The sequence below is a fragment of the Dyella caseinilytica genome (genome assembly GCF_016865235.1).
Taxonomy (GTDB): Bacteria; Pseudomonadota; Gammaproteobacteria; order Xanthomonadales; family Rhodanobacteraceae; genus Dyella_B; species Dyella_B caseinilytica.
Genome location: NZ_CP064030.1, coordinates 3,698,674 through 3,720,085 on the forward strand (window position 1 = coordinate 3,698,674; position 21,412 = coordinate 3,720,085).

27 protein-coding genes are annotated in these 21,412 nt (G+C 57.4%); 13 read left to right on the forward strand and 14 right to left on the reverse strand.

What is annotated here, in order from left to right:
- Positions 1–175 precede the first annotated feature (175 nt).
- Together ISN74_RS16360 and ISN74_RS16365 are read right to left on the reverse strand one after the other, a co-directional pair.
- On the reverse strand, positions 176–361 hold the full coding sequence (locus ISN74_RS16360) for a CPXCG motif-containing cysteine-rich protein (protein ID WP_188800225.1): 186 nt from the start codon (positions 359–361) through the stop codon (positions 176–178).
- A gap of 8 nt (positions 362–369) precedes the next feature.
- On the reverse strand, positions 370–1,086 hold the full coding sequence (locus ISN74_RS16365; RefSeq protein ID WP_188800226.1) for an HAD family hydrolase: 717 nt from the start codon (positions 1,084–1,086) through the stop codon (positions 370–372).
- 128 nt (positions 1,087–1,214) lie between these two features.
- On the opposite strand from ISN74_RS16365, the gene ISN74_RS16370 reads away from it, so the two are divergent.
- Positions 1,215–2,123, forward strand: coding sequence for an ion channel (locus ISN74_RS16370; protein ID WP_188800227.1), 909 nt, complete (start codon positions 1,215–1,217; stop codon positions 2,121–2,123).
- 56 nt (positions 2,124–2,179) lie between these two features.
- Here the strand turns inward: ISN74_RS16370 and ISN74_RS16375 are convergent, their stop codons facing one another.
- Entirely contained in the window at positions 2,180–2,554 is a 375-nt protein-coding gene (locus ISN74_RS16375) for a YciI family protein (RefSeq protein ID WP_188800228.1), read from the reverse strand.
- Between the two features lie 198 nt (positions 2,555–2,752).
- Between ISN74_RS16375 and ISN74_RS16380 the strand changes: the two genes are divergently transcribed.
- The 7 genes from ISN74_RS16380 (at position 2,753) to ISN74_RS16410 (ending at position 10,622) form a co-directional block, all read left to right on the forward strand.
- Entirely contained in the window at positions 2,753–3,052 is a 300-nt protein-coding gene (locus tag ISN74_RS16380) for a lipid-A-disaccharide synthase N-terminal domain-containing protein (RefSeq protein WP_188800229.1), read from the forward strand.
- Between the two features lie 63 nt (positions 3,053–3,115).
- A complete protein-coding gene (locus ISN74_RS16385) occupies positions 3,116–3,397 on the forward strand; it encodes a lipid-A-disaccharide synthase N-terminal domain-containing protein (protein ID WP_188800230.1) in 282 nt (93 codons plus the stop codon).
- Between the two features lie 45 nt (positions 3,398–3,442).
- The gene (locus tag ISN74_RS16390; RefSeq protein WP_188800231.1) at positions 3,443–4,969 is read left to right on the forward strand and encodes an ArnT family glycosyltransferase; all 1,527 of its coding nucleotides are present in this window, start codon (positions 3,443–3,445) and stop codon (positions 4,967–4,969) included.
- Entirely contained in the window at positions 4,900–6,858 is a 1,959-nt protein-coding gene (gene asnB / locus ISN74_RS16395) for an asparagine synthase (glutamine-hydrolyzing) (RefSeq protein ID WP_188800232.1), read from the forward strand. Before ISN74_RS16390 ends, asnB begins: the two co-directional genes overlap by 70 nt.
- A 17-nt stretch (positions 6,859–6,875) precedes the next feature.
- A complete protein-coding gene (locus ISN74_RS16400) occupies positions 6,876–9,074 on the forward strand; it encodes an alpha-N-acetylglucosaminidase (RefSeq protein WP_188800233.1) in 2,199 nt (732 codons plus the stop codon).
- Positions 9,075–9,407: 333 nt separating this feature from the next.
- On the forward strand, positions 9,408–10,007 hold the full coding sequence (locus tag ISN74_RS16405) for a hypothetical protein (RefSeq protein ID WP_188800234.1): 600 nt from the start codon (positions 9,408–9,410) through the stop codon (positions 10,005–10,007).
- A 282-nt stretch (positions 10,008–10,289) separates the two neighbouring features.
- On the forward strand, positions 10,290–10,622 hold the full coding sequence (locus ISN74_RS16410) for an EF-hand domain-containing protein (protein ID WP_188800235.1): 333 nt from the start codon (positions 10,290–10,292) through the stop codon (positions 10,620–10,622).
- A 46-nt stretch (positions 10,623–10,668) separates the two neighbouring features.
- On the opposite strand, the gene ISN74_RS16415 is transcribed toward ISN74_RS16410, so the two are convergent.
- Positions 10,669–11,460: a hypothetical protein gene (locus ISN74_RS16415; RefSeq protein WP_188800236.1), complete on the reverse strand. Its 792-nt coding sequence runs from the start codon at positions 11,458–11,460 to the stop codon at positions 10,669–10,671.
- Positions 11,461–11,565: 105 nt separating this feature from the next.
- The gene (locus ISN74_RS16420) at positions 11,566–12,225 is read right to left on the reverse strand and encodes a glutathione S-transferase family protein (protein WP_188800237.1); all 660 of its coding nucleotides are present in this window, start codon (positions 12,223–12,225) and stop codon (positions 11,566–11,568) included.
- A 156-nt stretch (positions 12,226–12,381) separates the two neighbouring features.
- On the opposite strand from ISN74_RS16420, the gene ISN74_RS16425 reads away from it, so the two are divergent.
- The 3 genes from ISN74_RS16425 (at position 12,382) to ISN74_RS16435 (ending at position 13,649) form a co-directional block, all read left to right on the forward strand.
- The gene (locus tag ISN74_RS16425; protein ID WP_188800238.1) at positions 12,382–12,876 is read left to right on the forward strand and encodes a RidA family protein; all 495 of its coding nucleotides are present in this window, start codon (positions 12,382–12,384) and stop codon (positions 12,874–12,876) included.
- A gap of 126 nt (positions 12,877–13,002) precedes the next feature.
- Positions 13,003–13,281, forward strand: a complete 279-nt coding sequence (locus tag ISN74_RS16430) for a hypothetical protein (RefSeq protein WP_188800239.1) — start codon at positions 13,003–13,005, stop codon at positions 13,279–13,281.
- Between the two features lie 167 nt (positions 13,282–13,448).
- Complete coding sequence (locus ISN74_RS16435; RefSeq protein WP_188800240.1) at positions 13,449–13,649, forward strand: hypothetical protein; 201 nt, start codon at positions 13,449–13,451, stop codon at positions 13,647–13,649.
- 235 nt (positions 13,650–13,884) lie between these two features.
- Here the strand turns inward: ISN74_RS16435 and ISN74_RS16440 are convergent, their stop codons facing one another.
- Entirely contained in the window at positions 13,885–14,406 is a 522-nt protein-coding gene (locus ISN74_RS16440; RefSeq protein ID WP_188800241.1) for a dihydrofolate reductase family protein, read from the reverse strand.
- Between the two features lie 62 nt (positions 14,407–14,468).
- A complete protein-coding gene (locus tag ISN74_RS21350; RefSeq protein WP_203546634.1) occupies positions 14,469–14,648 on the reverse strand; it encodes an SEC-C metal-binding domain-containing protein in 180 nt (59 codons plus the stop codon).
- Positions 14,649–15,110: 462 nt separating this feature from the next.
- Here ISN74_RS21350 and ISN74_RS16450 point away from each other — a divergent pair, with 462 nt between their 5' ends.
- Positions 15,111–15,566, forward strand: coding sequence for a DUF3828 domain-containing protein (locus ISN74_RS16450; RefSeq protein WP_188800242.1), 456 nt, complete (start codon positions 15,111–15,113; stop codon positions 15,564–15,566).
- Positions 15,567–15,607: 41 nt separating this feature from the next.
- Here the strand turns inward: ISN74_RS16450 and ISN74_RS16455 are convergent, their stop codons facing one another.
- The 4 genes from ISN74_RS16455 to ISN74_RS16470 form a co-directional block, all read right to left on the reverse strand.
- Positions 15,608–15,928, reverse strand: a complete 321-nt coding sequence (locus ISN74_RS16455) for a hypothetical protein (protein WP_188800243.1) — start codon at positions 15,926–15,928, stop codon at positions 15,608–15,610.
- Positions 15,929–16,039: 111 nt separating this feature from the next.
- The gene (locus ISN74_RS16460) at positions 16,040–16,594 is read right to left on the reverse strand and encodes a hypothetical protein (RefSeq protein ID WP_188800244.1); all 555 of its coding nucleotides are present in this window, start codon (positions 16,592–16,594) and stop codon (positions 16,040–16,042) included.
- A 14-nt stretch (positions 16,595–16,608) separates the two neighbouring features.
- Positions 16,609–17,304 carry a hypothetical protein gene (locus ISN74_RS16465; protein ID WP_188800245.1) on the reverse strand — a complete coding sequence of 232 codons (696 nt, stop codon included), beginning with the start codon at positions 17,302–17,304 and terminating at the stop codon, positions 16,609–16,611.
- A gap of 483 nt (positions 17,305–17,787) precedes the next feature.
- Positions 17,788–18,207 (reverse strand): winged helix-turn-helix transcriptional regulator, encoded by a 420-nt coding sequence (locus tag ISN74_RS16470; RefSeq protein ID WP_188800246.1) that lies wholly within the window; start codon positions 18,205–18,207, stop codon positions 17,788–17,790.
- A gap of 105 nt (positions 18,208–18,312) precedes the next feature.
- Here ISN74_RS16470 and ISN74_RS16475 point away from each other — a divergent pair, with 105 nt between their 5' ends.
- Complete coding sequence (locus tag ISN74_RS16475; protein WP_188800247.1) at positions 18,313–19,197, forward strand: SDR family oxidoreductase; 885 nt, start codon at positions 18,313–18,315, stop codon at positions 19,195–19,197.
- A 182-nt stretch (positions 19,198–19,379) separates the two neighbouring features.
- On the opposite strand, the gene ISN74_RS16480 is transcribed toward ISN74_RS16475, so the two are convergent.
- The 3 genes from ISN74_RS16480 to ISN74_RS21280 form a co-directional block, all read right to left on the reverse strand.
- On the reverse strand, positions 19,380–19,817 hold the full coding sequence (locus ISN74_RS16480; protein ID WP_188800248.1) for a hypothetical protein: 438 nt from the start codon (positions 19,815–19,817) through the stop codon (positions 19,380–19,382).
- 91 nt (positions 19,818–19,908) lie between these two features.
- Complete coding sequence (locus ISN74_RS16485; protein ID WP_188800249.1) at positions 19,909–20,643, reverse strand: TSCPD domain-containing protein; 735 nt, start codon at positions 20,641–20,643, stop codon at positions 19,909–19,911.
- Positions 20,644–20,854: 211 nt separating this feature from the next.
- Complete coding sequence (locus ISN74_RS21280; protein ID WP_188800250.1) at positions 20,855–21,340, reverse strand: hypothetical protein; 486 nt, start codon at positions 21,338–21,340, stop codon at positions 20,855–20,857.
- Positions 21,341–21,412 lie beyond the last annotated feature (72 nt).

Genomic DNA, 21,412 nt, shown 5'->3' on the forward strand with positions numbered 1-21,412 from the left:
CCAGGTTTGAGCAATACCGGAAAACTCATTCGTCGTCCCGGCGAAGGCCGGGACCCAGCGACTTTCACCTATAAAAGACACTAGGTCCCGGCCTTCGCCGGGACAACGGTGAGGTAATACAGAAGCTTGGGGCCAGATTGTGCCTCCCTCTGCTACAGAGGGGCACTGGATGGAACTACGCATCTTCACCCGTAGCACTCACATGCGCATGCTCATCCGCATCGATCCACACCTCGATGCTGATCGGCCGGCAACACACCTGACAGTCTTCGATATAGCGCTGGTCGCCCGCTGAAGCATCAACAACGATCTCAATCCGCTCGCCGCAATACGGACACTGGATAGCGCGGGCGGTGAGCATAGGATCCATCACGCGGCCCGCCCAGCCAGTTCCGCTATCGCTGCTGGAATGCCGGTGGGTGCATCGACGGTGAGCATGCGCGGCGCATCGGCCTCACTCAGGCCGTTTTCCATCTCGTGTTCCCAGGTGACGTGATAAGGCATGTGCACGCCCCAGCCACCAAGGCGGATCACCGGCTCGATATCCGAGCGCAGGGAGTTGCCCACCATCGCGAACTGTGCGGGCTCCAAGGCAAATTCGGCCAATACCCGGCGGTAGGTCGCCGCGTCTTTTTCCGACACGATTTCGATACGACGGAACAGATCGGCCATGCCCGACTGCGCCACTTTCTTTTCCTGATGAAACAGGTCGCCCTTGGTAATCAGCACCACTTCGTGATGTTCGGCGACCGCTGCCACCGCTTCGCGTACGCCCGGCAACAACTCCACCGGGTGTTGCAGCACGGTCTTGCCCACTTCCACCAACTGGTGGATATCGGCGGCGGAAATACGACCCTCGGTGATGGCAATGGCCGTTTCCACCATGGACAAGGTCATGCCCTTGGCGCCGTAACCGAACAGCTTGAGATTGCGCCGCTCGGTGGCCAGCATGCTGGCCTGCACGTGCGCATCGCCGACGTCGACATAACGTCCGATGATGGCGTTGAACTGCACGCTGGCCTCGCGGTAATAACCCTCGCTATGCCAGAGCGTGTCGTCGCCGTCGAAGCCGATGAGCTTGAGCATGAAACACTGCACCTGTTCTTTGGATGGACAAGCTTACGCCGCTTGCGGCCATGCTGCAGCGCCCGTTTCGGTGTCACGCACGGGCGCTACAATGCGCCCATAGCGCGAAAAACAAGGAGCCACCCGACATGGCCAGGAAATCCCCGCTCATTCGGCGCAAGCCACGCATTGTGCAAATTGGCGGCCGGCCGTTCGTCTCCGAAGGGCTGCCCGAGCGCATGTGGGACGACTTCTACCACCGCGCCCTCACCGTCAGCTGGCCGGTGTTCTTCGGCTTGGCCACCAGTGTATTCCTGACCTTCAACGCGATCTTCGCGATGATCTACCAGGTCGATCCGCACGGCATTGCCAACCAATTTCCCAAGGGGCTGGCCGGCGCGTTTTTCTTCAGTGTGGAAACCCTGGCCACCGTCGGCTACGGGGACATGCACCCGCAATCGATTTACACGCATGTCGTCGCCACCTCGGAAATCATTCTGGGCATGGGCAACATCGCGGTGGTCACCGGCCTGATCTTTGCGCGCTTCTCGCGTCCCCAGGCCAAGATCCTGTTCGGCAAGCACCCGATCGTGCGCACAATCGAAGGCAAGCAGACGCTGATGCTACGCGCTGCCAATATGCGTCTGAATCTGATCGCTCAGGCATCCGCGCAATTGCATCTGTTGCGGCGGTACCAAAGTCCCGAAGGCTTTCAGCTGCGCCGCATCGAAGACTTGAAGCTGGTGCGTGATCATCACCCGATCTTCGTGTTGAGCTGGAACGTCATGCACGTCATCGACGAGGACAGCCCGCTCTACGGCATCTCGCATGAAAGCCTGGAAGACTCCGAAGCGACACTGCTTCTGACCATCGAAGGCATCGACGAAACCACCTCGCAATCGATGATGGCGCGACACCAGTGGAGCATCAAGGAAGTGCGCTGGAATCACCGCTACCTCGACCTCGTGCGACGCGACGAAAACGGCTTGAACGTGATCGACTACACCATCTTCGATGACGTGCTACCCATTGATGAGGAAAGCCAGGACGCGGTGTAAAGCGCCACAACCGGCGAAACCTCTCCCCCTGCTTGGCAGGGGGAGTTAATCAAGCATCACGCCCCCACGCGCAGACGCTCCGCATCAATGTCGTGCACCGGCCGCACTTCAATGCAACCCGTCGCAGCCCACGGAAAGGTCTGCGCAATGCGCACGGCTTCGTGGATATCCGCGGCCTCGATCAGGTTGAAGCCGCCCAGGTATTCACGTGTTTCGGCAAACGGTCCGTCGACGATGGTGGTGCGGTTGTTGCGCACGCGGATCGTCTTGGTTTTCGACGGTGGCTGTAGTTGCATGGAATCGAGCAAATGGCCTTCGGCACGCAGTTCGTCGGCGTGCTTGAAACAACCGTTCATCATCGTGTCGAACTGACCAGGCGGCAAAGCGTCCAGCAGCGTGTCGTCGTTGTAGATCATGACCAGGAATTTCATAGCGTTCTCGTTTGATGGCGCAATAGCTTTCGATGGTGACAGAAGACTAGGCCAGGATCCCTGCCCGATTCCATAGACCCATGGCAGGGGACCGATTCAATGCTTCGCCGCTGTCAAGTCGTGAACCCTACCCACGCATGTCATAAAGTTCTCCCACTGATTTGCGATGCTGTCTTCAGAAACTTTCGAGTAACGCGAATGGGAATATTTAGCAATGGCTGGCTGGTATTTGGCCTGCTCGGCCAGATCATTTTTACCGCCCGCTTCCTGTTCCAGTGGCTGTATAGCGAGTACAAGCGGCACAGCGCCTTCCCGATGGCGTTCTGGTACGCCAGCGTGCTCGGCGGTCTGATTCTGCTTTGCTATGCCTGCCATAAGGAAGACCCGGTATTCATGGTCGGGCAGACCGGCGGCTTGCTGATCTACCTGCGCAACCTCCAGTTGCGTCTGCGTGAAAAGAAGGAGCATGCACGTGGCTCAGCGCCATCCGTCCCCTGACGCCCGTTGTTCGCAAGCTTCGCGTAAGCAAATGCGAAGGCTGTCCTGCCGAAGGGAAGCGTCATGTCGATAGACAGCCTTTGGATTGGCGCAGGCCTCGCAGGACAGGCGCTGTTCGGTGCCCGCTTCCTGGTGCAATGGCTGTATAGCGAGTCACGGGGTAAGAGCGTCATCCCCGGCGTGTTCTGGTATTTGAGCGTGGCGGGCGGGGTAGTCCTGCTCAGCTATGCCATCCATCGGCGCGAGCCGGTGTTCATCATCGGCGAATCGATCACGCTGCTGATCTTCCTGCGCAACCTGCAGATGCTGCACAAGCGGCCTGATCCGGGGCCTGATCCAGGCTAACGGCAAACACCCTCATCCTCTTTTGATTTCTGCTGTGGAACACCCATGTCGAACGACCGCATCCGAGAACCTTCATTGCGGCCCCAGCCTGTGCGCTCATCCCGCTGGCCCCTGTTTTGGCTGATTTGCCTCGGGCTGGTGCTGGGCTTTGCCTTTCAGGGCACCCGAGGCCTGTGGGGGCCGGATGAAGGGCGCTATGTCGATGCGGCTTTGCAGATGCTCGACACCGGCGACTACCTCACCCCGGGCTACAGCCCCGACGAGGTGAATTTCTCCAAGCCGCCGACCACCTATTGGGTGATCGCTGCAGCCGTCAAACTGGGAGGATTCAACAGCTGGGCTGCACGTGCACCTTATGCACTGGCCTTCTTGCTGACCTTGCTGACGTTGTACGGCATGGGACGGCGGCTGATTCCGGACAAGCCTTGGCTGCCGGGATTGGTTTATGCGCTGTGCGCCTTTCCATTTGTCACCAGCAATATCATCAGCACGGATGTGCTGCTCACCTTGTGCGAAGCCGTGGCGATGCTGGGTTTTGTGCACGCCGCCTTCAGCGATGACGCCCGTCCGCCCAAACGTTATGTGCTGCTGATGTGGCTGGGCTGGGGGCTGGCCTTTCTTACGAAGGGACCACCAGGCCTGCTGCCGCTGTTACCCATCATCGCTTTTATTGCCGGCCGCGACGGTTGGCGACGACTGGCACGATATCTCCCTCTCAGCGGGCTGATCCTGTTCCTGGCGATTGGCCTGTCCTGGTACGTGATTGTGATGCTGCGCAATCCCGGGCTGCTGCATTATTTCCTGCACCAGGAGGTCTATAACCGTTTGTTTACGGGTGCACAGCGCCGGCATGCCGGGCTGTTGGGCTGGGTGATGATCTACCTTCCCACGCTGCTGCTAGGCACGCTGCCCTGGTGGTTGAGCATCGTGCGCGGCGCGCCTTCCATCCTTCGCCTGGAGACCTGGAAAAGCTGGCGCAGAAGCCACTCCGTCCCGTACTTCCTGGCGTTGTGGTTCCTGCTGCCCTTTGCGGTGTTCTGCCTGGCGCAGTCGCGATTGCCGCTTTATCTGCTGCCGCTGTTCCTGCCGATCGCACTGATAGTCGCGCTCGAATTGCGCGATCATATAGACCTTCACACCACCAAGCATCGTGTTTGGGTATTGATGTGGGTGATGGCTTTGCTGCTTATGAAAGGCACCGCTTCCTATCTTATGCATTCGCCTTACGACAATCGGCTTATGGCGCAGCAGCTGAGCGAGCAGGCGTCGCCGGATCACTATGCCTCGATGATCTTCATCCAGAACACGGCTGAGGATTACACCATCGAAGAAGAAACGCCCTGGGGTCTGCGGATGTATCTGGGCAAACCCATCTACGGTATTCCTCTTCGTGCACCGAATGCAGCCGATACGTTGTGTCATGCCTTGCGCAGCTGGCCATCTTCGCTGGTGGTCATCGATTCGTACATAGCGCCCGAGGAAGTCGACCCCGCCCTGAAAGCTTGCAAGGTAAGCAGCGTTACCCGCGTGGGCAGCTGGCGCAAGCGCACTCTGGAACGGGTTACACCCTGATGTGCGGCATCAGCGGCATTTGGAACTTCGATGCAGCGGAGCCGATACTGCACGCGGAGCAAAAAACCCGCACCATGCTGCGTGCGATGTCGCATCGCGGACCGCACGGCGACGCATTCCTCACGCGCGATCAGCTCGCCATGGCCAGCAACCGCCTGGCCATCCGCGGCGTGGAACAGCACCAGCCACCATTGATCGAACACGAAGCCGGCATCATCGTCGCTTGCAACGGCGAAATCGATAACCACCGCATCCTGCGCCGTTCGCTGGCGGAAGCCGGTCATCGCATCATGCAAACCACGGATGTCGCGGTGATCGCGCCGCTCTATCTGGAAAAAGGCCTGCACTTTCTGGAACACCTGCAAGGCGTGTTCGCGCTGGCACTATGGGACAGCCGCGCGCAACGGCTGATCCTTGCGCGCGACCGCGCCGGCGAGCGCCATCTCTATTACGCCACCTCGGACCATACCATTCACTTCGCATCGGAGCTGGCTGCGCTACTGACGACGCAATCCGGTGCGCAACTCGACAAAGATGGCCTGGCTCGCTACCTGCGTTCTGGCTACTGCCCTGCACCTGGCAGCCTGGTGAAAAATCATTACAAGGTGAGCCCGGGCGAAATGATCGTGATCGATCACAGCGGCATCCATCACCGTCGCTATTGGAATTTCCCCACGAAACAGCCTGAAGTTCAGGCCGTGTCACCAGCCTCCTTTGACAAGATCTTCCGCGAAGCCGTATTTCGGCAAAGCGATATCGATGTCGACTATGGCGTTCTGCTCAGCGGTGGTATCGATTCGGCATTGATGACGGCGGTCGTGCGCGACCTGCGCCCTGAGAAAAAAATCTCCGCCTATTGCATCCGCTTCGCCGAAAGCTCGTTCGATGAAGGCGAGCACGCCGCCGCCATAGCCGAACAGCTGGGCTGCGATTTCGTGCCAGTGACCGTTTCAGCTGGCGATCTCCCAGGCATGCTGCACGAACTGATCGAGGCGACGGGCGAGCCGCTGGCTGATCCGGCGTGGATTCCGCTGTCGATGGTCACCCGTCGCGCTTCGCAAGATGTGCGCGTGCTACTCGCCGGCGAAGGGGCGGACGAACTGTTCGGCGGCTATCCCACCTACCTCGGCGCGCGCTGGTCAGATCACTACACGCGGCTCCCAAAACCGGTACGCACGCTGGCACAAAAGCTCATCGAAAAGCTGCCCACCAGCGACAAGAAAGTCACGCTGTCGTTCCTGCTCAAGCGCTTCATTCGCGGCCAGGAACTCGACGGACTGGCCCGGCACCTGCTGTGGACAGCCAGCATTCCACCACACTGGCTGCATCGTCTGGGCGTAACGCCACCCACCGACAGCACCGCACACGACCCCAGTCGACTGATCGACGCGCTGCAGCGCTACGACTTCGGCCATTCATTGCCAGATGCATTGATGGCGAAGGCAGATCGCGGCGGCATGCTGCATGGTGTAGAAATCCGTGCACCGTTCCTGGACCAGTCGGTCATTGAATTTGCGGCCACTTTGCCGCTGGACGAGCGCGTCCACGGTCTGACCACCAAGGCGTTCCTGAAACGCTACGCGCGGCAATATCTGCCAGAACCGGTAATCACACGCCGCAAGCGCGGGCTTTCCGTGCCGCTCGCGTTCTGGTTGCGCGAACCACTGTATGGCTGGGCGCAATCGCGACTTTCCAGCACACTGCTCGCCCAGGCGGGCATCAACACCGATGCGGCACTGGAACTGCTCGCTGAGCATCAGGCACGACTGAGCGACCATTCGCGCGCGATCTGGACACTGATCGTGCTGAGTGAGTGGTTGATGTGGTTCTCGCGTTTCCGCCACGAACCTGCCAGCGAAGCAGTCAAGGTATACAGTGACAGGGTCTGACATACCCGGAACATAAGATGGGCAAATCCGCGATAGGACCCTGGCTCGCTTGCCTTGGATGGCTTTGGTGGGGATCGGCAATACATGCCGCGGAAGCACCTGCATTCGATACAACGCCTGCACAAGGCGTTCTTTCCCGCCTGCTGCCGCATCAAGCACAACAATTCGAGCTGGGCACGCTCCCCGCAACAAAGGGTCACGAGCACTTCCGCATCGCCAGCGACAAGGGACACATACGAGTCGAAGGCAGTACGCCCAGCGCACTGCTCTTTGGTGTGAACTGGTACCTGAAATACGTTGCGCATGTGCAGATTTCGCCCAATGGCGATCGTATCGGCGACACGCCGTTTCCGTTGCCGACGACCACGATCGAACGCGAAACACCGTATGCTTATCGCTACGCGCTGAACGAAAACGTTGACGGCTACACCGCACCCTATTGGGATTGGCCACGCTGGCAACGGGAAATCGACGTGCTCGCGCTGTCCGGCATCAACGCGATGCTGGTGGAGCGTGGCATCGACAGCGTGCTTTACCAGACCTTTCGCGATGTCGGCTATTCCGATGCAGACATCCGCAACTGGATCACCCAGCCCGCGCACCAGAACTGGCAGTTGATGGGCAACCTCTGCTGCTTCAACGGGCCGATCAGCGGCACGTTGATGCAAAAGCGCGCAGCATCGGCGCAGAGGATCATCGCGCGCCTGCGTGAACTCGGCATCACCCCGGTGCTACCTGGTTTCTACGGAATTGTGCCGGCCGATTTTCAGCAGAAGTTTCCGCGCGCTCATGTCGTGCCGCAAGGCGAATGGGCCGGGTTCACGCGTCCTGGCTGGCTCGATCCACGTGACCCGATGTTCGCCAAGCTCGCGGCGGCATTCTACAAACACCAGCGCGAACTGTTCGGTGACAGCAGCATCTACGACATGGAAGTGTTTCAGGAAGGCGGCGACTCCGGCGACGTGCCCATACCGGAAGCGGCACGCGACGTGCAGAACGCCTTACTCGCCGCACATCCGGACGCAAGCTGGATGATGCTCGCCTGGCAGGGCAATCCTCGCCAGGACCTGCTGGCAGGCGTCAATCGCCAGCATCTGCTGATCATCGACATCGACCATGATCGCGTGCCACGCGACAATCGCCAGAAAGATTTCCAGAACGCGCCATTCCTGTTCGGAGGCATCTGGGAATTCGGCGGACGCACGACGCTTGGCGCCAACACCGACAATATCACTGAGCGATTGCAGCGCCTTGGCCGCACCAACAGCAACATGGCCGGCACCGCCGTATTCACCGAAGGCATGGACACCAATCCGTTCGCCTTCGACCTGTTCACCGAAATGGCCTGGCGCAGCGAACCGGTCGACCTCGCCACATGGACGGCCAACTACGTACAGCGGCGTTATGGCGCCGCCGATCCGCACGCCTTGGCTGCCTGGAACATTCTGCTGAAGACTGCCTACGACATTCGCATCGACAAGGTGGTGTTCAACAGCGAGCGCGATGCGGCGCAAGAGTCCTTGTTCGACGCACAGCCAAGCTTGACCGTAAACCGCGCGTCGAACTGGTCACCCGAAGCCATGCGCTACGACCCGGAAGCCTTCAAGCAAGTCCTGCCGGCCTTGCTGCAAGTCGCTCCGGCGCTGCGGGGCAGTGAAACGTATCAATACGATCTGGTCGACATCTCACGCCAAACCCTTGCCAACGAAAGCCGTCTGTTACTGCCACAGATCAAGACCGCTTATGACAGCAAGGATCGAATCACTTTCGATGCGCTGACCCAGCGCTGGTTGCAACTGATGGACCTGCAGGACGAATTGCTCGCCACCAATCGTTTTTTCCTGGTTGGCAGTTGGCTGGCGCAAATCGATGATTGGGCCTCTTCACCCGAGGAGCGCACACGCCTCGACTACGACGTGCGCTCCCTGCTCACCACCTGGGGCAATCGCAAAGCCAGCGAAGGTGCCAGCCTGCACGATTACGGCAACAAGGATTGGTCCGGACTCACCCGCGATTATTACCGTCTGCGCTGGGAAACCTATTTCCACTCGCTGGACGAAGCACTACGCACCGGCAAACCCGCCGCGCCGATCGACTGGTTCGCCGTGGGCGATGCCTGGAATCACGGCACGCAGCGCTATTCCGATCAGCCAGCAGGCGATGCGTACACCGTGGCGACACTTGTCGCGCAAATCTTGCGAATTCCTGAGCACTAAAACGGTGTCGCTTTAGACCTCATAGCGGTCATGCCAGCTTTCGCGTGGGGAAAAAAATCCCCATCACTGCTCGTTTCCACACTTTTTTTGCTCGTCATCCCAGCCAAAGCTGGGATGACGGCCATGAAAGTTACGGAGCAACATAGCCATTTCGGCGTCTTTGACGATGGCCTCTATGCGTCAGGAAATGCATCCTGACGAGCCCTAGCAGGTCCAACCAGCGAGCGAGGCGCGGACATGACTGAAGTTTTCGCCGCACCGGCCGATAGTCAAGGAGACCGGCCTGCCAAAGCGTTTCTGCAGCGCCGGGCGACGCCTTTGCTGGAGACTTGCATGATCAGCTCACGCCCGAATCTTGCCTACCTAAAAGCCGCCTGGGCGGCGCATGCCAGTATCAGCGCGGAAAACTGCCGTCAGGGCTATGACGAGGCAGGGATCACCTTCGAGCAGGTGAATCATTCGTGGATTGTGCGCAAGAACAATACGCTGGTGTCCACCATGCCGCTGCGTTACACCCGGCAGGAGTTACGCATGGGCTTTCTGGGCCGAATCGAGATGGAGGCTCGCAAAGCGGCGGCGGAGATCGAAGGCGGCCTGTTGCGTGATCTGGCGCTACCTGAGCACTACACGATGATCGTGGAAGTGGAGCGATCCATGCGGCATCTGCGTCAACGCGGCCAGCGCGCGCTGGCGATCTCGATCGGGCCGGCAACGAACAGCTCCGGGCCGATGCAGGTGCATGCAGAAATCCTGGTGTTTCTGGACGCGCCGCGTGCCTGCCTGTTTGCCTATCGCGATGGCGTCGATCTGCTTGTCGATCTGCACAAGAAACAGCGTCATCCACGTGCAGCCACCTATGCCGAATTGGCTCAACGGCTGGCTGCAACCATCAATGAAACCTTCAGCGAAATGCTGCTTTCTGAAGCAGCCTGACGTCGGCCCAAGAAACCACATCACGTCGCGATATGTGATTGTTATCCTGCCGACAGCCGGGGTCCAGCGACTGTAAGCTTGGGCAAGGCAAACGCGCTGCATCCCGACCTTCCTCGCCCCCAAAACCGGGGGACGACAACGGGACATTGCCAGAAGAGTGGCACTACTCCGCACAAAAGACGTGCTAGCCTCCACCCCATTGATCGGTGTGTGTTTCCCGTTGACAGCAACATCGCGTCACGGGAGTCATGATTAGGGCGCTCTTGAATGGAGGAACCGACAATGGCTCGATTCGTACGTGTGATTCTTTTGCTCATCGTGATAGCAGGCGTGCCGCTCACCAGCACCGCGCAAACCGGCTTGAATGAAATTGCGCGCGCGGTAAAAGTGCTGGATAAGAATTTCGATATCGCCGACAAGAACCACGATGGCCTGCTGACCAAACAGGAAGCCGAAAACGGCCCCGTATCCTTCATCGCGCGTAACTTCGACGCGATCGACACCAAGCATCGTGGCGTGGTGTCAAAGGAAGATGTGCACGCCTATATTGCAACGACGCTGATGCGCTCGTCCCAGCCTGCATCCGCAACATCGGCAGGCGCAGCACATCCCTAACGCCATGACTCCCCCTCCCGGTCTGTGCTCGGGAGGGGGAGCTCAATCAGCCTGCAGCAGCCAGCGCCGAGGTCTGTTTCAGCAGCTGCAGCGCATCCGTCATCTTCGCCACATCCTTGTACACCCGCTTGTAGATGCCACGCAGTGCAGATTTGAGATGCGGCAGCGTTGCTTCGGGCGGCAGCCCTTGCATGATCGAGAAAATGGCGTGCATATGCAGCACTTCCACGTCCGAGATATAGCCCTGGTTCTGCCAGCGCCAGCCGCTGGTCCGGCCGTCGGAGAAATAAGAGAAGCTGAAGCGCGAGTTGGCCAGGAAGATGCCGAAGCCCATGAATACCGCGGCAATGTCGGTGGCAGGCTCATGGACCTCCCAGCCGCCCGGCGGCGGCTCGGGAAAGCCTTTCATGCGGTAATGCGCCAACTCATGGGCAAAGGTCGCCACCAGCGACATCGGATCGCGCAGCTGGTTGGGATGGTAGGTAATCAGTGCCCCGCCATCTTCCAGCATGCGGAAGGTCCCGGCGGGCGACGATGGCGCACCCTGCACGTAAACGTACTGCGACACCTTGGGATCAGGATCGCCCTGATGGCATTGCAGCACACAGGGCCAGTCGGCCATGCCGGCATACGTCTTTACGTGATTGAAGAGCATCTCCGCGAAGGCATGCTCCTGCGAACCATCATGCGGAAAAAACTGCGGCGTGGGCAGGATCAAACGGCGCTGCTGGAAACCCTCCATGCCACCCGTGTACTGCAACAGCCATTCAAAACAGCCAAATTGCCAATCGGCCAACTCGGCATCCAGCAACGCGCCCCTGCGGAATAATCCAAACATTGATACCCCCCGTTCCATCGCGCCGGCCTGCCATCGCCAAGGACAGCAGGCCGCTCCTGAAGGCGCAGAGTGCCAAGCTTTGGATGACGACTCAATACTCCCGGATCAGTCGCGATCAGGCGCCCCAAGCGGAAACAGCGGGCGGTAAGGCCGGGCCTCATTCATCGCGCGAGCGAACGACGGTCGTGCCAGCAAGCGCTGGCGATAAGCGATCACGTTGGCGAATGCAGGATCGATGCGGTGCGTCCAATCGGCGTAGAACAGGAACGGCGCTGCGGCGCAGTCGGCCATGCTGAAACGGTCGCCAGCGGCCCACTCGCGGTTGACCATGGCCTTGTCGAGCCACGCATAAGACGTCTCCAGCATGGCACGCGCATCGGCGACGCCACGGGCATCACGCTCAGCTTCCGGGCGCATCGCATCGAAAACGATTTTCTGCTGCGGCGTGGATACGTAAAGGTCGAAGAAGCGATCCATAAAGCGCACCTGCAACGCGGTATCCGCATCTGCGGGCAGCAGCGACACCGGTCCCGGGTAGTGCTGCCCCAGATACTCGATGATGATCGTGGATTCCATGATCGTGCGGTCGCCATCCACCAGTACCGGCATGCGCTTTATCGGCCATAAAGCCGCAAATTCAGCCATCACCTGGCTGTCGTCGAACGACAACGTGCGCCATTCGAACGGCGTGCCGTTTTCGTAGAGCGCAGTCAATACCTTCTGGCAGTAGGAGGAAAAAGGATGGGCGTAGAGCTTCAGTGTCATCGGTCGTGTCCTTCGAACTCGGTTTGTGAGTGGCCTTTAGGTGACGACGAAGCGGCGTGCGGAAAATCGACATGTCTTCATGTAGGCACGATGCTGGCGTTATAAAGTCGGGCTTCGCGCGTCTCCTTCCCCGGTTTTTCATAAGGAACGTTTTCTATGAAATCGGTTTTCCCCGCATTCCTGCTTTTGCTCACGGCAAGCTCCGGCGCTACCGCAGCGGACCAGTCCCCCACCATCCAGCACATCAATCCCCCCACACTCAGCCCGCCACATGGTTACACCCACGTGGTGACAGCCGAGGGTGGACGCATGGTGTTTATCGCCGGGCAGGTGCCCATGGACAAGGACGGCAAACTGGTCGGCACCGGCGACTTCGCTGCCCAGGCGCGGCAGACTTTCGAGAACCTGAAGGCCGCCCTGGCGGCAAGCGGCGCGGACTTCTCCAACGTGGTCGACATGACTACCTATGTGACGGACATGTCCCAGGTCGATATCTACCGGAAAGTCCGTAACGCCTATATGACCGGCCCCCTGCCCGCCGCCAGCCTGGTGGAAGTGAAAGGGCTATTCCGCAGCGACGTGATGCTAGAAGTCAGCGCCATCGCCGTGGTCCCGGCGACCAGGCCAAATCCGCCCCCAGCCCGGCCCTGAGCCCTCCCCGGCCGGCTCCAACCCCGATCCAGGGCGCCATTTCAAAATCCGGTCCGTCAAACGTCTTAGCCCGTATCCCCGGTATTCCCCGGCCCGGCTATCACCGCAGGACGAGCCACAGTGTCATTGACCCGTAAAGAAATCGAACAAGAACTCGCCCACCTGAGCGGCCTGGTGCCCTGCTTGCTACAAGACAACCGCGGCGCCGAATTCTGGATCGAATTCCTGGAGCGCGCCAACGCCATCAAGGACCGCGCGCCCCTCGCCATGCGGGAATGGGTCACGGAAAGAATCTTCGAACTTCTGGCCAAGTACGGCATCTCCCCGCCGTGGAGCTGGATCACCGGCGGCAAGACGCAGCGCGGGCGCGTGTACGCATTCCCAAGCGGGATGCGCGTGGCCTGAGGGCAGATCAGCGGGCGCCACGCAAAACATAAAGACATGGCGCAAGGCGGAAACGATTCCGCCACATCAAGCGTCCGCCAACGTATCACCATCACCACGCGACGGGGTTGAACTGAATTTTACAGGGGTGTGCAGCGCCACGATACGCACAAGGCAGGGGGAGCGCCATGATCAAATGGAAGTTTCTGGGTTTTTATCTCGTGTACTTCTCATTCGCCTGCTGGTGCCTGCTACTGGCCTACGCCTTCATCATCGGCCCCATGTCCGTGTTGAACCTGGGTATCTATGCCTGGGCGCTCGCATTTATTGGGGTGGTGCTCCAGCTTCTTATCTTCACTCTTGAGCGATTTCAGCGCTTGCTGCGGTAAGGCCAACATGCTTTCGCCATGTGCATGCTTTTTCCTGTGGAATATCTAACGACGACATGATCAGGCCCGCCACCCGAGGCTCTTCGGCGGAGCATGAGACACATCCGACGCAAGAGAACTAACGCCACTTATTTCCTGTTGGAAGCGACGCCAACCATGCCGCCATCAAAAGAATGAAGTGGCGCCATTTTTAAGCTGCATCGTACATCTCGTGTTTGGCCTTCGAGTCAGCAAATCAAACAATAACTTCATACTCACTCTGCACGAGTCCACTGGCGTAATGCCTTGTCGCGATGTGCTTCAGCGGGATATCTCGTGTAGTGGGACCAAACAATGGAATACCTGTGCCAATCAATACAGGCACCCTGGTTACGATCAAGTATTGAATAAGTCCGGCATTCAAGAATCCCTGAATGGTGACGCCGCCATCCACATAAACATGGTGGATACCCCGCTTCTCAAGCGCTGATAAAATATCCGCTGGCGAGCCTTTCACATGCTCCACGATGGCATTCGGCGGGCATGGCGCCAACTCTCGCGTACTCATCACGAACACCGGTTTGTTGCCGTAGGCCCACTCATCAAAGCCCAACACGGTTTCATAAGTTTTCCGCCCGATCAGCAGCGCATCGACGGATGCCATGAATTCGGTGTACCCGTGCGGCTCCCCGCCACCGGCTGGAAGAAAATCCAGCCCGCCATCCAGACGAGCCATAAAGCCATCAACGCTGACGCCGACAAAGACGGATGCTTTCATCGCGCTCTCCACGTTCGGGAAAACCTGGAACCGCCTTGTAATAGCTCAACCTGATACCGTTATCAATAAGCCCAAATAAAAAGGGCGGCTAAAGAGCCGCCCTTTCTTATCTCACATAGTAGTGGCGCCCTACGCCATCGAACTTGCCGGTACTTAGGCAGCAGTTCTTGAAACAACCTCGCGGAACCGCAGGGGCATGGATCATTACGTCCAAGCTTCTCGAAACAATTCCTTATTGCCATGGACGACACGAGTGCCTTTCTTTACCTGCTGCTCGGAAGGGAATCCTTTACGGCGTTTGCTGCTGCGCTCAAAAGCAGAAATTGTTAGTTGACACGACACTTCTCCTCAGCACGCTCCTAATAGAGCGGCGCGATCATATCAGCACGGCAATTCGAATAGTTTTAAGAAAAAGAAGTCGGATTCGTTTCCTCAAAAAAGCATTTTTATCCGCCTACGCTTTAAGAGCATGTTCCGAAAGTTTTTTAGTCGGTTTCTGACAGCTCCCCGTCTCCCAACAGAACTACCCTCCTGAAAAATCCTTGAGGAGACGGTCACCCACAAGGCCACATGGCCATCTTTGACGGAACCATTTGGGTTTCTGATTTCGAACAGCGCCCTGGCCCTCAAGGCTTCTATCCAGGCCCCGAGTACAGAAATGCTCAACCGCCCTACAAAATTCACCGTCACGATTGAGAAGTCACATGACTAAGAAACTTTCTCTTGTTGTGGTGTCATTACTGGTCTTTATCTGCACGTTTGTCGCCCAAGCCGCATCGGCACAAAATGAATCGACTCCTGAGTCCGACATTAGAGCTTTTTATTCGTGGTACATACAGCTCGAGTCTCAACTGAAATATCCTCTACTCGACAACAACATCTACACGTATGTCGAAAAGCGAACGGTCGACGCACTAAGAAATGACTATCGCCGCAGCAAGTTGCCAGGCAACGCGGATTACTTCACAAAAGTTCAAGATTTTGACGAAAAAGATTGGGCAAGCAACATTGCGCCCCACCCGGCAATCATGCTGAAAGATGTTGCCGTTGTACCCGTCACCTTCGGCTCTTCAGACAAAGTGAGCATCCTTGTCTTTTTACGCAAGCAAGGCGAAAACTGGAAAATCATGAAAGTAGAGGACACCCAGGACTATTTCTAACCTTGGTTTTTCCAAACGCAGAGGTCCCATTTCGCCGTCCATCAGATTACTAAGTAAAACAACGCTACAAACGCCGCGCCAACCAAAGCGGGAACAAGCAGCACCACTAACTCTAGGATTCGACGTTTTGGCCTCGGTCTCTTTAGAGAACGAAAGGATATGGAGCCGAACACGCCAGCAAGAGCTGATAAAAAAGCCATCATGATGGCGCTAAAGAATATGATTCCCATAGCTACAAGACCACAAGCAGCGGCATGCGCAGCACGTTGCGCCTCGACATCTCGTTCAAGCGCCCAATTGGCATAAGCCGGAACGCCAATGCAAGCTAACGCGAAGAAAAACCATGAAAGCTTACGCATCATAGGCTGACGTCCTAGCTACATCTCAGTTTAAGGTACGGGTTTAGGGCCCATTCCTATAAGAAGCCTAGAAGAAAAGCGATCCGAGCGATTTCTCGTAGACGATAGGAGACTTCATGGCATGTTCGGAGGCGTGATGCCATCGGGCGCAGGCGGCCCACCGATGCGACTGCCACAAGGCGGATATGTCGTCGTGCCGTCCGGGTGATCGATGTAGGGCAGGTAAGCAAGATGGCCATCTGATAGACGCATGACACAGAATGCTCCGACGTAATTCCTGCTAACTCGCTCGTTAAGACGATCGCTTCGTTCAAGTACAAAGACGTAGGTCTTACCCTCTTCAAGCAGCTTTAGTCCGTCACGCTGCCCATAGCCCCGAATGGGCGTGCCAAAAGCAACACAGTCGCCAGGACGCAATGTCAATGGCATTGCACCTGGGATCAGCTCGATGATCCATTGATGCTCAACCTTGCCTCCCCACAACGAGTTCTCCATCACGTATGCGCGCTTCATTTCAATGCTTTTACCATCAACTTCCGGCAAACAGGCGGCTGGAACAGCCGAAATTTGCCTAATATGCAATGGATTCGGAAAAAATGATGTAGCGTTTGCGTTATTGCCACAACTCATAGCGAGTAGTAAGAAGGGGATAGTGGCGCAGTGCTTCATGTCAGATATCTCGCCTATCTGGAAAGATGGTTCTTGTCGCGTGGATTGGCGATAAAAGGCTCCATCACTTTGCGCAACAACTCCGGATTGTTACCGGGATTGAATGCCTTCGCTGGATTTTGAAGGACGCAAATCATGTAGTAATCGGACATGATGTTGCCCTGCTGCTCCATATTGAAATCGCATAAATGGCTGTCAGGCGTCAAGCGATATGCATATGCAGATTCGCCGCGGCTGGTGACGGTAAGGCCATGCCGCTTCACGGCGTAGCCCATCTGGTATTGCCAGACATGTACCATCTCATGCATGAACAGGGCTCTGTTTCGTGGATCGATTTGGGGCGATGAAAAGTCATACTGGTAAATCGCATTGGGGTAATACATTTCCCCATTGGGCGTAACCGCCGTGTTCGGATCCTGCCTGCCCATAAAAAGCCACCAGCCGCCGTGGTGCACCCAGACCTTGTCGTAGTCCACGCCCCTGCCGAACACCGTGCGCGCCATAGTGATTTCGCCTGAGGTAACGCGGCGTTTGCGTCCCTCTGGCAGTTCCACCTTGGCGACAGAAGCGCCCACTTCGGTGTCGTTGGTGGTCGCGATAGTGTGGGTTTCAGACTTGATGTAGATGCGCTCCCTGGCCATATCCGCCTCCGTCGCGGCACAACACACCACCTCCTTGGCAGATGGTGGTGGAGTCAGGGTGATTGACATGACGCTGCTTGGTCGCTGGGTACCGAGGCGCTTGGTACGACCATCAACGTCCGTCGCTCCTGATAGCTTGTCGTCAGAGCCTAGCGAGATCGTGTAGGGGAGATTACACGCCGGCTTGTTATCGCGACTCGCTAGGCGTAACTGTTCGTCGTAAGGCCAAGTAGGTGTGGGCTCCTGAAGCATCGACTCAGGCTGTGAGTAGCACACCGGGCAATTGCGGTTGCCGCACGTGGACATGAGGTTCTCCTTTCCTCAGATCACTGGTCACCCATTGAAGCCAAATGCGCTCACCCGTGAAGTCAGGTAAATCCGAAAGATATGGTCAACGATGACCGATATCGGAGCCAACTACGCAACATCAATGCCGTTCCAACCGGTGCGCTGGTCAAAACCAAGTCAGAATCGACTTTCTCAAAAGTGCACTCTGCCCCGCGTTTTACCGTCCGGCGAGGTGTTTTAACAGCCTGCTAGCCTCTACGTGTCTTAAGCAGATTCCCTCTCGCTATCGAAGTCGTCGCGAGCCGCTGTAACCGCATCGTGATTATCTTCCGCCCACTGCAGCAGCACATGTAGCGCTTCAAACATCGAACGACCGAGGTCGGTCAGGCTGTATTCCACGCCTGGCGGTTTGGTTGGGAAGACCTCTCGATGCACATAGCCGTCGCGCTGTAACGCTTGAAGCGTCTGCGTGAGCATTCGCTGCGATATGTCTGGCACGAGCCGACGAAGTTCTCCGAATCGGTAGGGTTGCTCAGCCAGTGCAGTCATCAGCAACGAACTCCACCTGCCACTGATGACGTCAATGACGTCGCGCACGGGGCAATTTGTAGACACGCCGTATTTTGCCCTGGCTCCCTCGAGCTTCGTTTTGAGAGCACTCGTCGTCGCTTTGGTAGTTCCCATTTGGTAACTAACTCCTCAAAAACTGCCTTCTTTACGCGTACCTGCGAACGCCTGATTATTGAGGCACTCTCAGTTTGAGAGTAACACTCGGAATGAGCCTAATACATGAACGACAAAATTTTTGTGACCGGTGCGGCCGGTCAACTCGGGCGGCTGGTTATTAAGCAGTTGCTTGCACGCGGCGTAGCGCCCCATCGCATCATCGCTGGCACCCGAAGCCCTGAGAAGCTGGCTGACCTCGCTGCGGCAGGCATCGAGGTGCGCCGGGCAGACTTCGAAGACTCGCGTGGCTTGGCTGAGGCTTTCAACGGAGCCGGCACCGTCCTCATTATTTCGACGGATGCATTGGACGGAACAGATACACGCCTGAAGCAGCATCGCAATGCGGTCTCGGCGGCCGTCGCCGCAGACGTAAAGCGTCTCGCCTATACGTCTCAGCCCAATCCGGACAGTTCGCTTCTGACCTTCGCGCCCGACCATCTGGGAACCGAGCAGGCCATCAAGGCCACCGGCCTGCCCTATGTGATTTTTCGAAACGGCTGGTATCAGGAGAACCTGCTTCGCGCGCTCCCCAATGCCCTAAAGAGCGGGCAGTGGCACTCGGCAGCCGAAGGCGGGAGAACCTCGTATGTCGGACGTGAGGACATTGCTGAAGCCATGGCTGCAGCGCTCACGACTTCAGCTTCGGAAAGCAGGACGTATACGCTTACAGGCTCTGAGGCACTGTCTACCGAAGACATTGCTCGCCTCGCTAGCCAAGCGACAGGCAGGATCCTTTCCGTCGCTCACGTGACCGATGGGCAATTCGCTGCAGGACTGAAAGCCGCTGGCGTTCCTGAGATATTTGTATCTGTTCTGGTGTCGGCGGAAGCGGAGACGCGCGCGGGCAATCTCTCCATCGTGACGGACCATGTCGAATCGCTTATCGGCCACGCTCCGAGACGTCTCGCCGAGTATCTCAGAGAAGCAAAATCCGCTTTCGGGGCTTGAGAACTTTAATCCGGCAGGTAGAAATCTCAGTCCTGTGGCTTTGTGAGAAAAGAAAAAAAGTCAGAGTACTTTGTCTACTGAAAAAGTACTCTGACTCCTTTATTTTGTACGTTCCCCTGGAATCGACGAACGCTCAATCGAAGTTTGTTGTAACAAGTGAAGCTGCTACCGTTTTTTATCATTTATTGCTTCAATTCATCGATCTTGCTTCTATCGATGTACTTCGACAACCCGGACATACCTTTCATAACATCCGGATTGATGAACAGCTCTCTTCCTGCAAGCTCACCCAACTGGTTGAAGCCGTGTTGCAGTGCCATATCGCCTTCATTCTTCAGTGCCAATTTTGCTTCATCTCGACAGGTCACCGTCAACATTCGCATGAACAAGCTCGCCGCTTGCTCGTTGATCCTGTCCAAGTCGGCATCGGAAATCTTAGCCATGGGTGCAATTGCTGGATGCCGCGACATCGCGGCAAACATCCACTGTACAAGGACCATATGATCATCCATGGTGCTCTTCCCCACCATGCATTTTGACAATTCATCGGAGTACGGGCCTGCCTGCACGGCACTGGACACCAGCAAGCCCGCCGCCAATGCGATCTTTCGGAATTTCATAAAGTTCCCTCGTTTTGAAATCCACTATTTGCCAGCAAAAAGGGCGACAAAATGCCGCCCCGCTGCTAACACTTGCACACTTTCGTCGATCTTAGCCGCACTTGGAATAACCACAATTCAAACAAGTCTGGCATCCGTCCATCAACACCAGGGCCTTGGTGTTGCACTTGGCACACAACGTCGCGCCCGGCGGAAAGCCTGCCGAATCATTGGTATCAGCGTCAGTGGGGCTCAGCTCAGTTTTTTTTTGAGCAGCGTTTTCGTAAGCGGCGCGCTTTTCAGCGATCAACGCACGCTGGGCATCGCTCATCTCGGGATCGTGGATGAGGCCGATGTTCTTCATGTGTTGTTCGATCACCGCGCCGATTTCGGCGACGATGCTGGGCATGTAGACGCCGCCGGCCTTGAAGTAGCCGCCGCGGGGGTCGAAGACGGCCTTGAGCTCTTCGACGATGAAGGTGACGTCGCCGCCTTTGCGGAAGACGGCGGAGAGGATGCGGGTGAGCGCGACGATCCACTGGAAGTGGTCCATGTTCTTCGAGTTGATGAAGATCTCGAAGGGACGGCGCTGCTCGTAGGGAGTGCCGGCGTTGAGCACGATGTCGTTGATGGTGACGTAGAGCGCGTGCTCGAACAGCGGTGACTTGATCTTGAAGGTGGAGCCGATCAGCGCCTCGGGGCGCTCCAGGCTCTCGTGCATCTGGATGACTTCCGCGATGGCGGCCTCTTTGGGCTCGACGGCGGATGCGGCGGCAGCGGGCGCGAGTTTGTCCTCGGGTGTGACGACCTGGTAGCCCTTGATCTTCTTTTCGATCTTGATCGTCATGGATGGAACTCCTGAGGTGTCGCGGTGCGTTGCCTGGGTTGCGATGGGGTTTGGCGTGGATAAGTGCTGAGGCGAGATTGGCCCCTCACCCCAACCCTCTCCCCGAAGGGGAGAGGGAGAAAAGCATGCCTCACCCGAACATGTGCTTATATGAAGGGAGAGGGAGAAAAAGAAATCCGGCCCGACTTACGCCGGGCCGGATCCGTATTGCTTACTTCTTGCGGGCAGCCTTCTTGGCGACGCGTTTGGTCACCTTACGGCCTGCCTTCTTGCTGGCAGTGGACCTCTTCACCGCTTTCTTGGCGGTTTTCTTGCTGGCGGCCTTTTTGGCCGTCTTCTTACCTGCGACCTTACGGGCCGTCTTTTTGCTGCTGACCTTCTTTGCAGCTTTACGAGCCGTCTTCTTCACGGCCTTGCTGGCTTTCTTTGCGGCCTTCTTGGCGACTTTACGGACAGCCTTCTTCGCTGCCTTCTTGGTCGCTTTCTTGGCGGTTTTCTTCGTTGCCTTCTTGGCAGCGCCCTTCTTGGCGGCCTTCTTCACTGCCTTCTTGGCAGCTTTCTTGGCCGGGGCGGCAGCCTTCTTGGCAGCGCGCTTGCGGCGGGCCTTCTTCGGAGCGGCAGCGGCTTCTTCGCTCGCCGGCGCAGCCGGTACAAGCAGATCTTCCTGGTGAACTTCGAACTCGGTCTCGATAGACATGCGGGTATTCCCCTCCGGACGTTTGTTATGGAACTTGCCGTAAGTCTATTACGGTGTGAGCAAAAACGTAGC

What these genes read in the sequence shown, in the direction of transcription:
- ISN74_RS16360 (WP_188800225.1), bottom strand. Translation starts at nt 361, where the DNA reads ATGCTCACCGCCCGCGCTATCCAGTGTCCGTATTGCGGCGAGCGGATT.
- ISN74_RS16365 (WP_188800226.1), bottom strand. Translation starts at nt 1,086, where the DNA reads ATGCTCAAGCTCATCGGCTTCGACGGCGACGACACGCTCTGGCATAGC.
- ISN74_RS16370 (WP_188800227.1), top strand. Translation starts at nt 1,215, where the DNA reads ATGGCCAGGAAATCCCCGCTCATTCGGCGCAAGCCACGCATTGTGCAA.
- ISN74_RS16375 (WP_188800228.1), bottom strand. Translation starts at nt 2,554, where the DNA reads ATGAAATTCCTGGTCATGATCTACAACGACGACACGCTGCTGGACGCT.
- ISN74_RS16380 (WP_188800229.1), top strand. Translation starts at nt 2,753, where the DNA reads ATGGGAATATTTAGCAATGGCTGGCTGGTATTTGGCCTGCTCGGCCAG.
- ISN74_RS16385 (WP_188800230.1), top strand. Translation starts at nt 3,116, where the DNA reads ATGTCGATAGACAGCCTTTGGATTGGCGCAGGCCTCGCAGGACAGGCG.
- ISN74_RS16390 (WP_188800231.1), top strand. Translation starts at nt 3,443, where the DNA reads ATGTCGAACGACCGCATCCGAGAACCTTCATTGCGGCCCCAGCCTGTG.
- ISN74_RS16400 (WP_188800233.1), top strand. Translation starts at nt 6,876, where the DNA reads ATGGGCAAATCCGCGATAGGACCCTGGCTCGCTTGCCTTGGATGGCTT.
- ISN74_RS16405 (WP_188800234.1), top strand. Translation starts at nt 9,408, where the DNA reads ATGATCAGCTCACGCCCGAATCTTGCCTACCTAAAAGCCGCCTGGGCG.
- ISN74_RS16410 (WP_188800235.1), top strand. Translation starts at nt 10,290, where the DNA reads ATGGCTCGATTCGTACGTGTGATTCTTTTGCTCATCGTGATAGCAGGC.
- ISN74_RS16415 (WP_188800236.1), bottom strand. Translation starts at nt 11,460, where the DNA reads ATGTTTGGATTATTCCGCAGGGGCGCGTTGCTGGATGCCGAGTTGGCC.
- ISN74_RS16420 (WP_188800237.1), bottom strand. Translation starts at nt 12,225, where the DNA reads ATGACACTGAAGCTCTACGCCCATCCTTTTTCCTCCTACTGCCAGAAG.
- ISN74_RS16425 (WP_188800238.1), top strand. Translation starts at nt 12,382, where the DNA reads ATGAAATCGGTTTTCCCCGCATTCCTGCTTTTGCTCACGGCAAGCTCC.
- ISN74_RS16435 (WP_188800240.1), top strand. Translation starts at nt 13,449, where the DNA reads ATGATCAAATGGAAGTTTCTGGGTTTTTATCTCGTGTACTTCTCATTC.
- ISN74_RS16440 (WP_188800241.1), bottom strand. Translation starts at nt 14,406, where the DNA reads ATGAAAGCATCCGTCTTTGTCGGCGTCAGCGTTGATGGCTTTATGGCT.
- ISN74_RS21350 (WP_203546634.1), bottom strand. Translation starts at nt 14,648, where the DNA reads ATGGCAATAAGGAATTGTTTCGAGAAGCTTGGACGTAATGATCCATGC.
- ISN74_RS16450 (WP_188800242.1), top strand. Translation starts at nt 15,111, where the DNA reads ATGACTAAGAAACTTTCTCTTGTTGTGGTGTCATTACTGGTCTTTATC.
- ISN74_RS16455 (WP_188800243.1), bottom strand. Translation starts at nt 15,928, where the DNA reads ATGATGCGTAAGCTTTCATGGTTTTTCTTCGCGTTAGCTTGCATTGGC.
- ISN74_RS16460 (WP_188800244.1), bottom strand. Translation starts at nt 16,594, where the DNA reads ATGAAGCACTGCGCCACTATCCCCTTCTTACTACTCGCTATGAGTTGT.
- ISN74_RS16465 (WP_188800245.1), bottom strand. Translation starts at nt 17,304, where the DNA reads ATGTCAATCACCCTGACTCCACCACCATCTGCCAAGGAGGTGGTGTGT.
- ISN74_RS16470 (WP_188800246.1), bottom strand. Translation starts at nt 18,207, where the DNA reads ATGGGAACTACCAAAGCGACGACGAGTGCTCTCAAAACGAAGCTCGAG.
- ISN74_RS16475 (WP_188800247.1), top strand. Translation starts at nt 18,313, where the DNA reads ATGAACGACAAAATTTTTGTGACCGGTGCGGCCGGTCAACTCGGGCGG.
- ISN74_RS16480 (WP_188800248.1), bottom strand. Translation starts at nt 19,817, where the DNA reads ATGAAATTCCGAAAGATCGCATTGGCGGCGGGCTTGCTGGTGTCCAGT.
- ISN74_RS16485 (WP_188800249.1), bottom strand. Translation starts at nt 20,643, where the DNA reads ATGACGATCAAGATCGAAAAGAAGATCAAGGGCTACCAGGTCGTCACA.
- ISN74_RS21280 (WP_188800250.1), bottom strand. Translation starts at nt 21,340, where the DNA reads ATGTCTATCGAGACCGAGTTCGAAGTTCACCAGGAAGATCTGCTTGTA.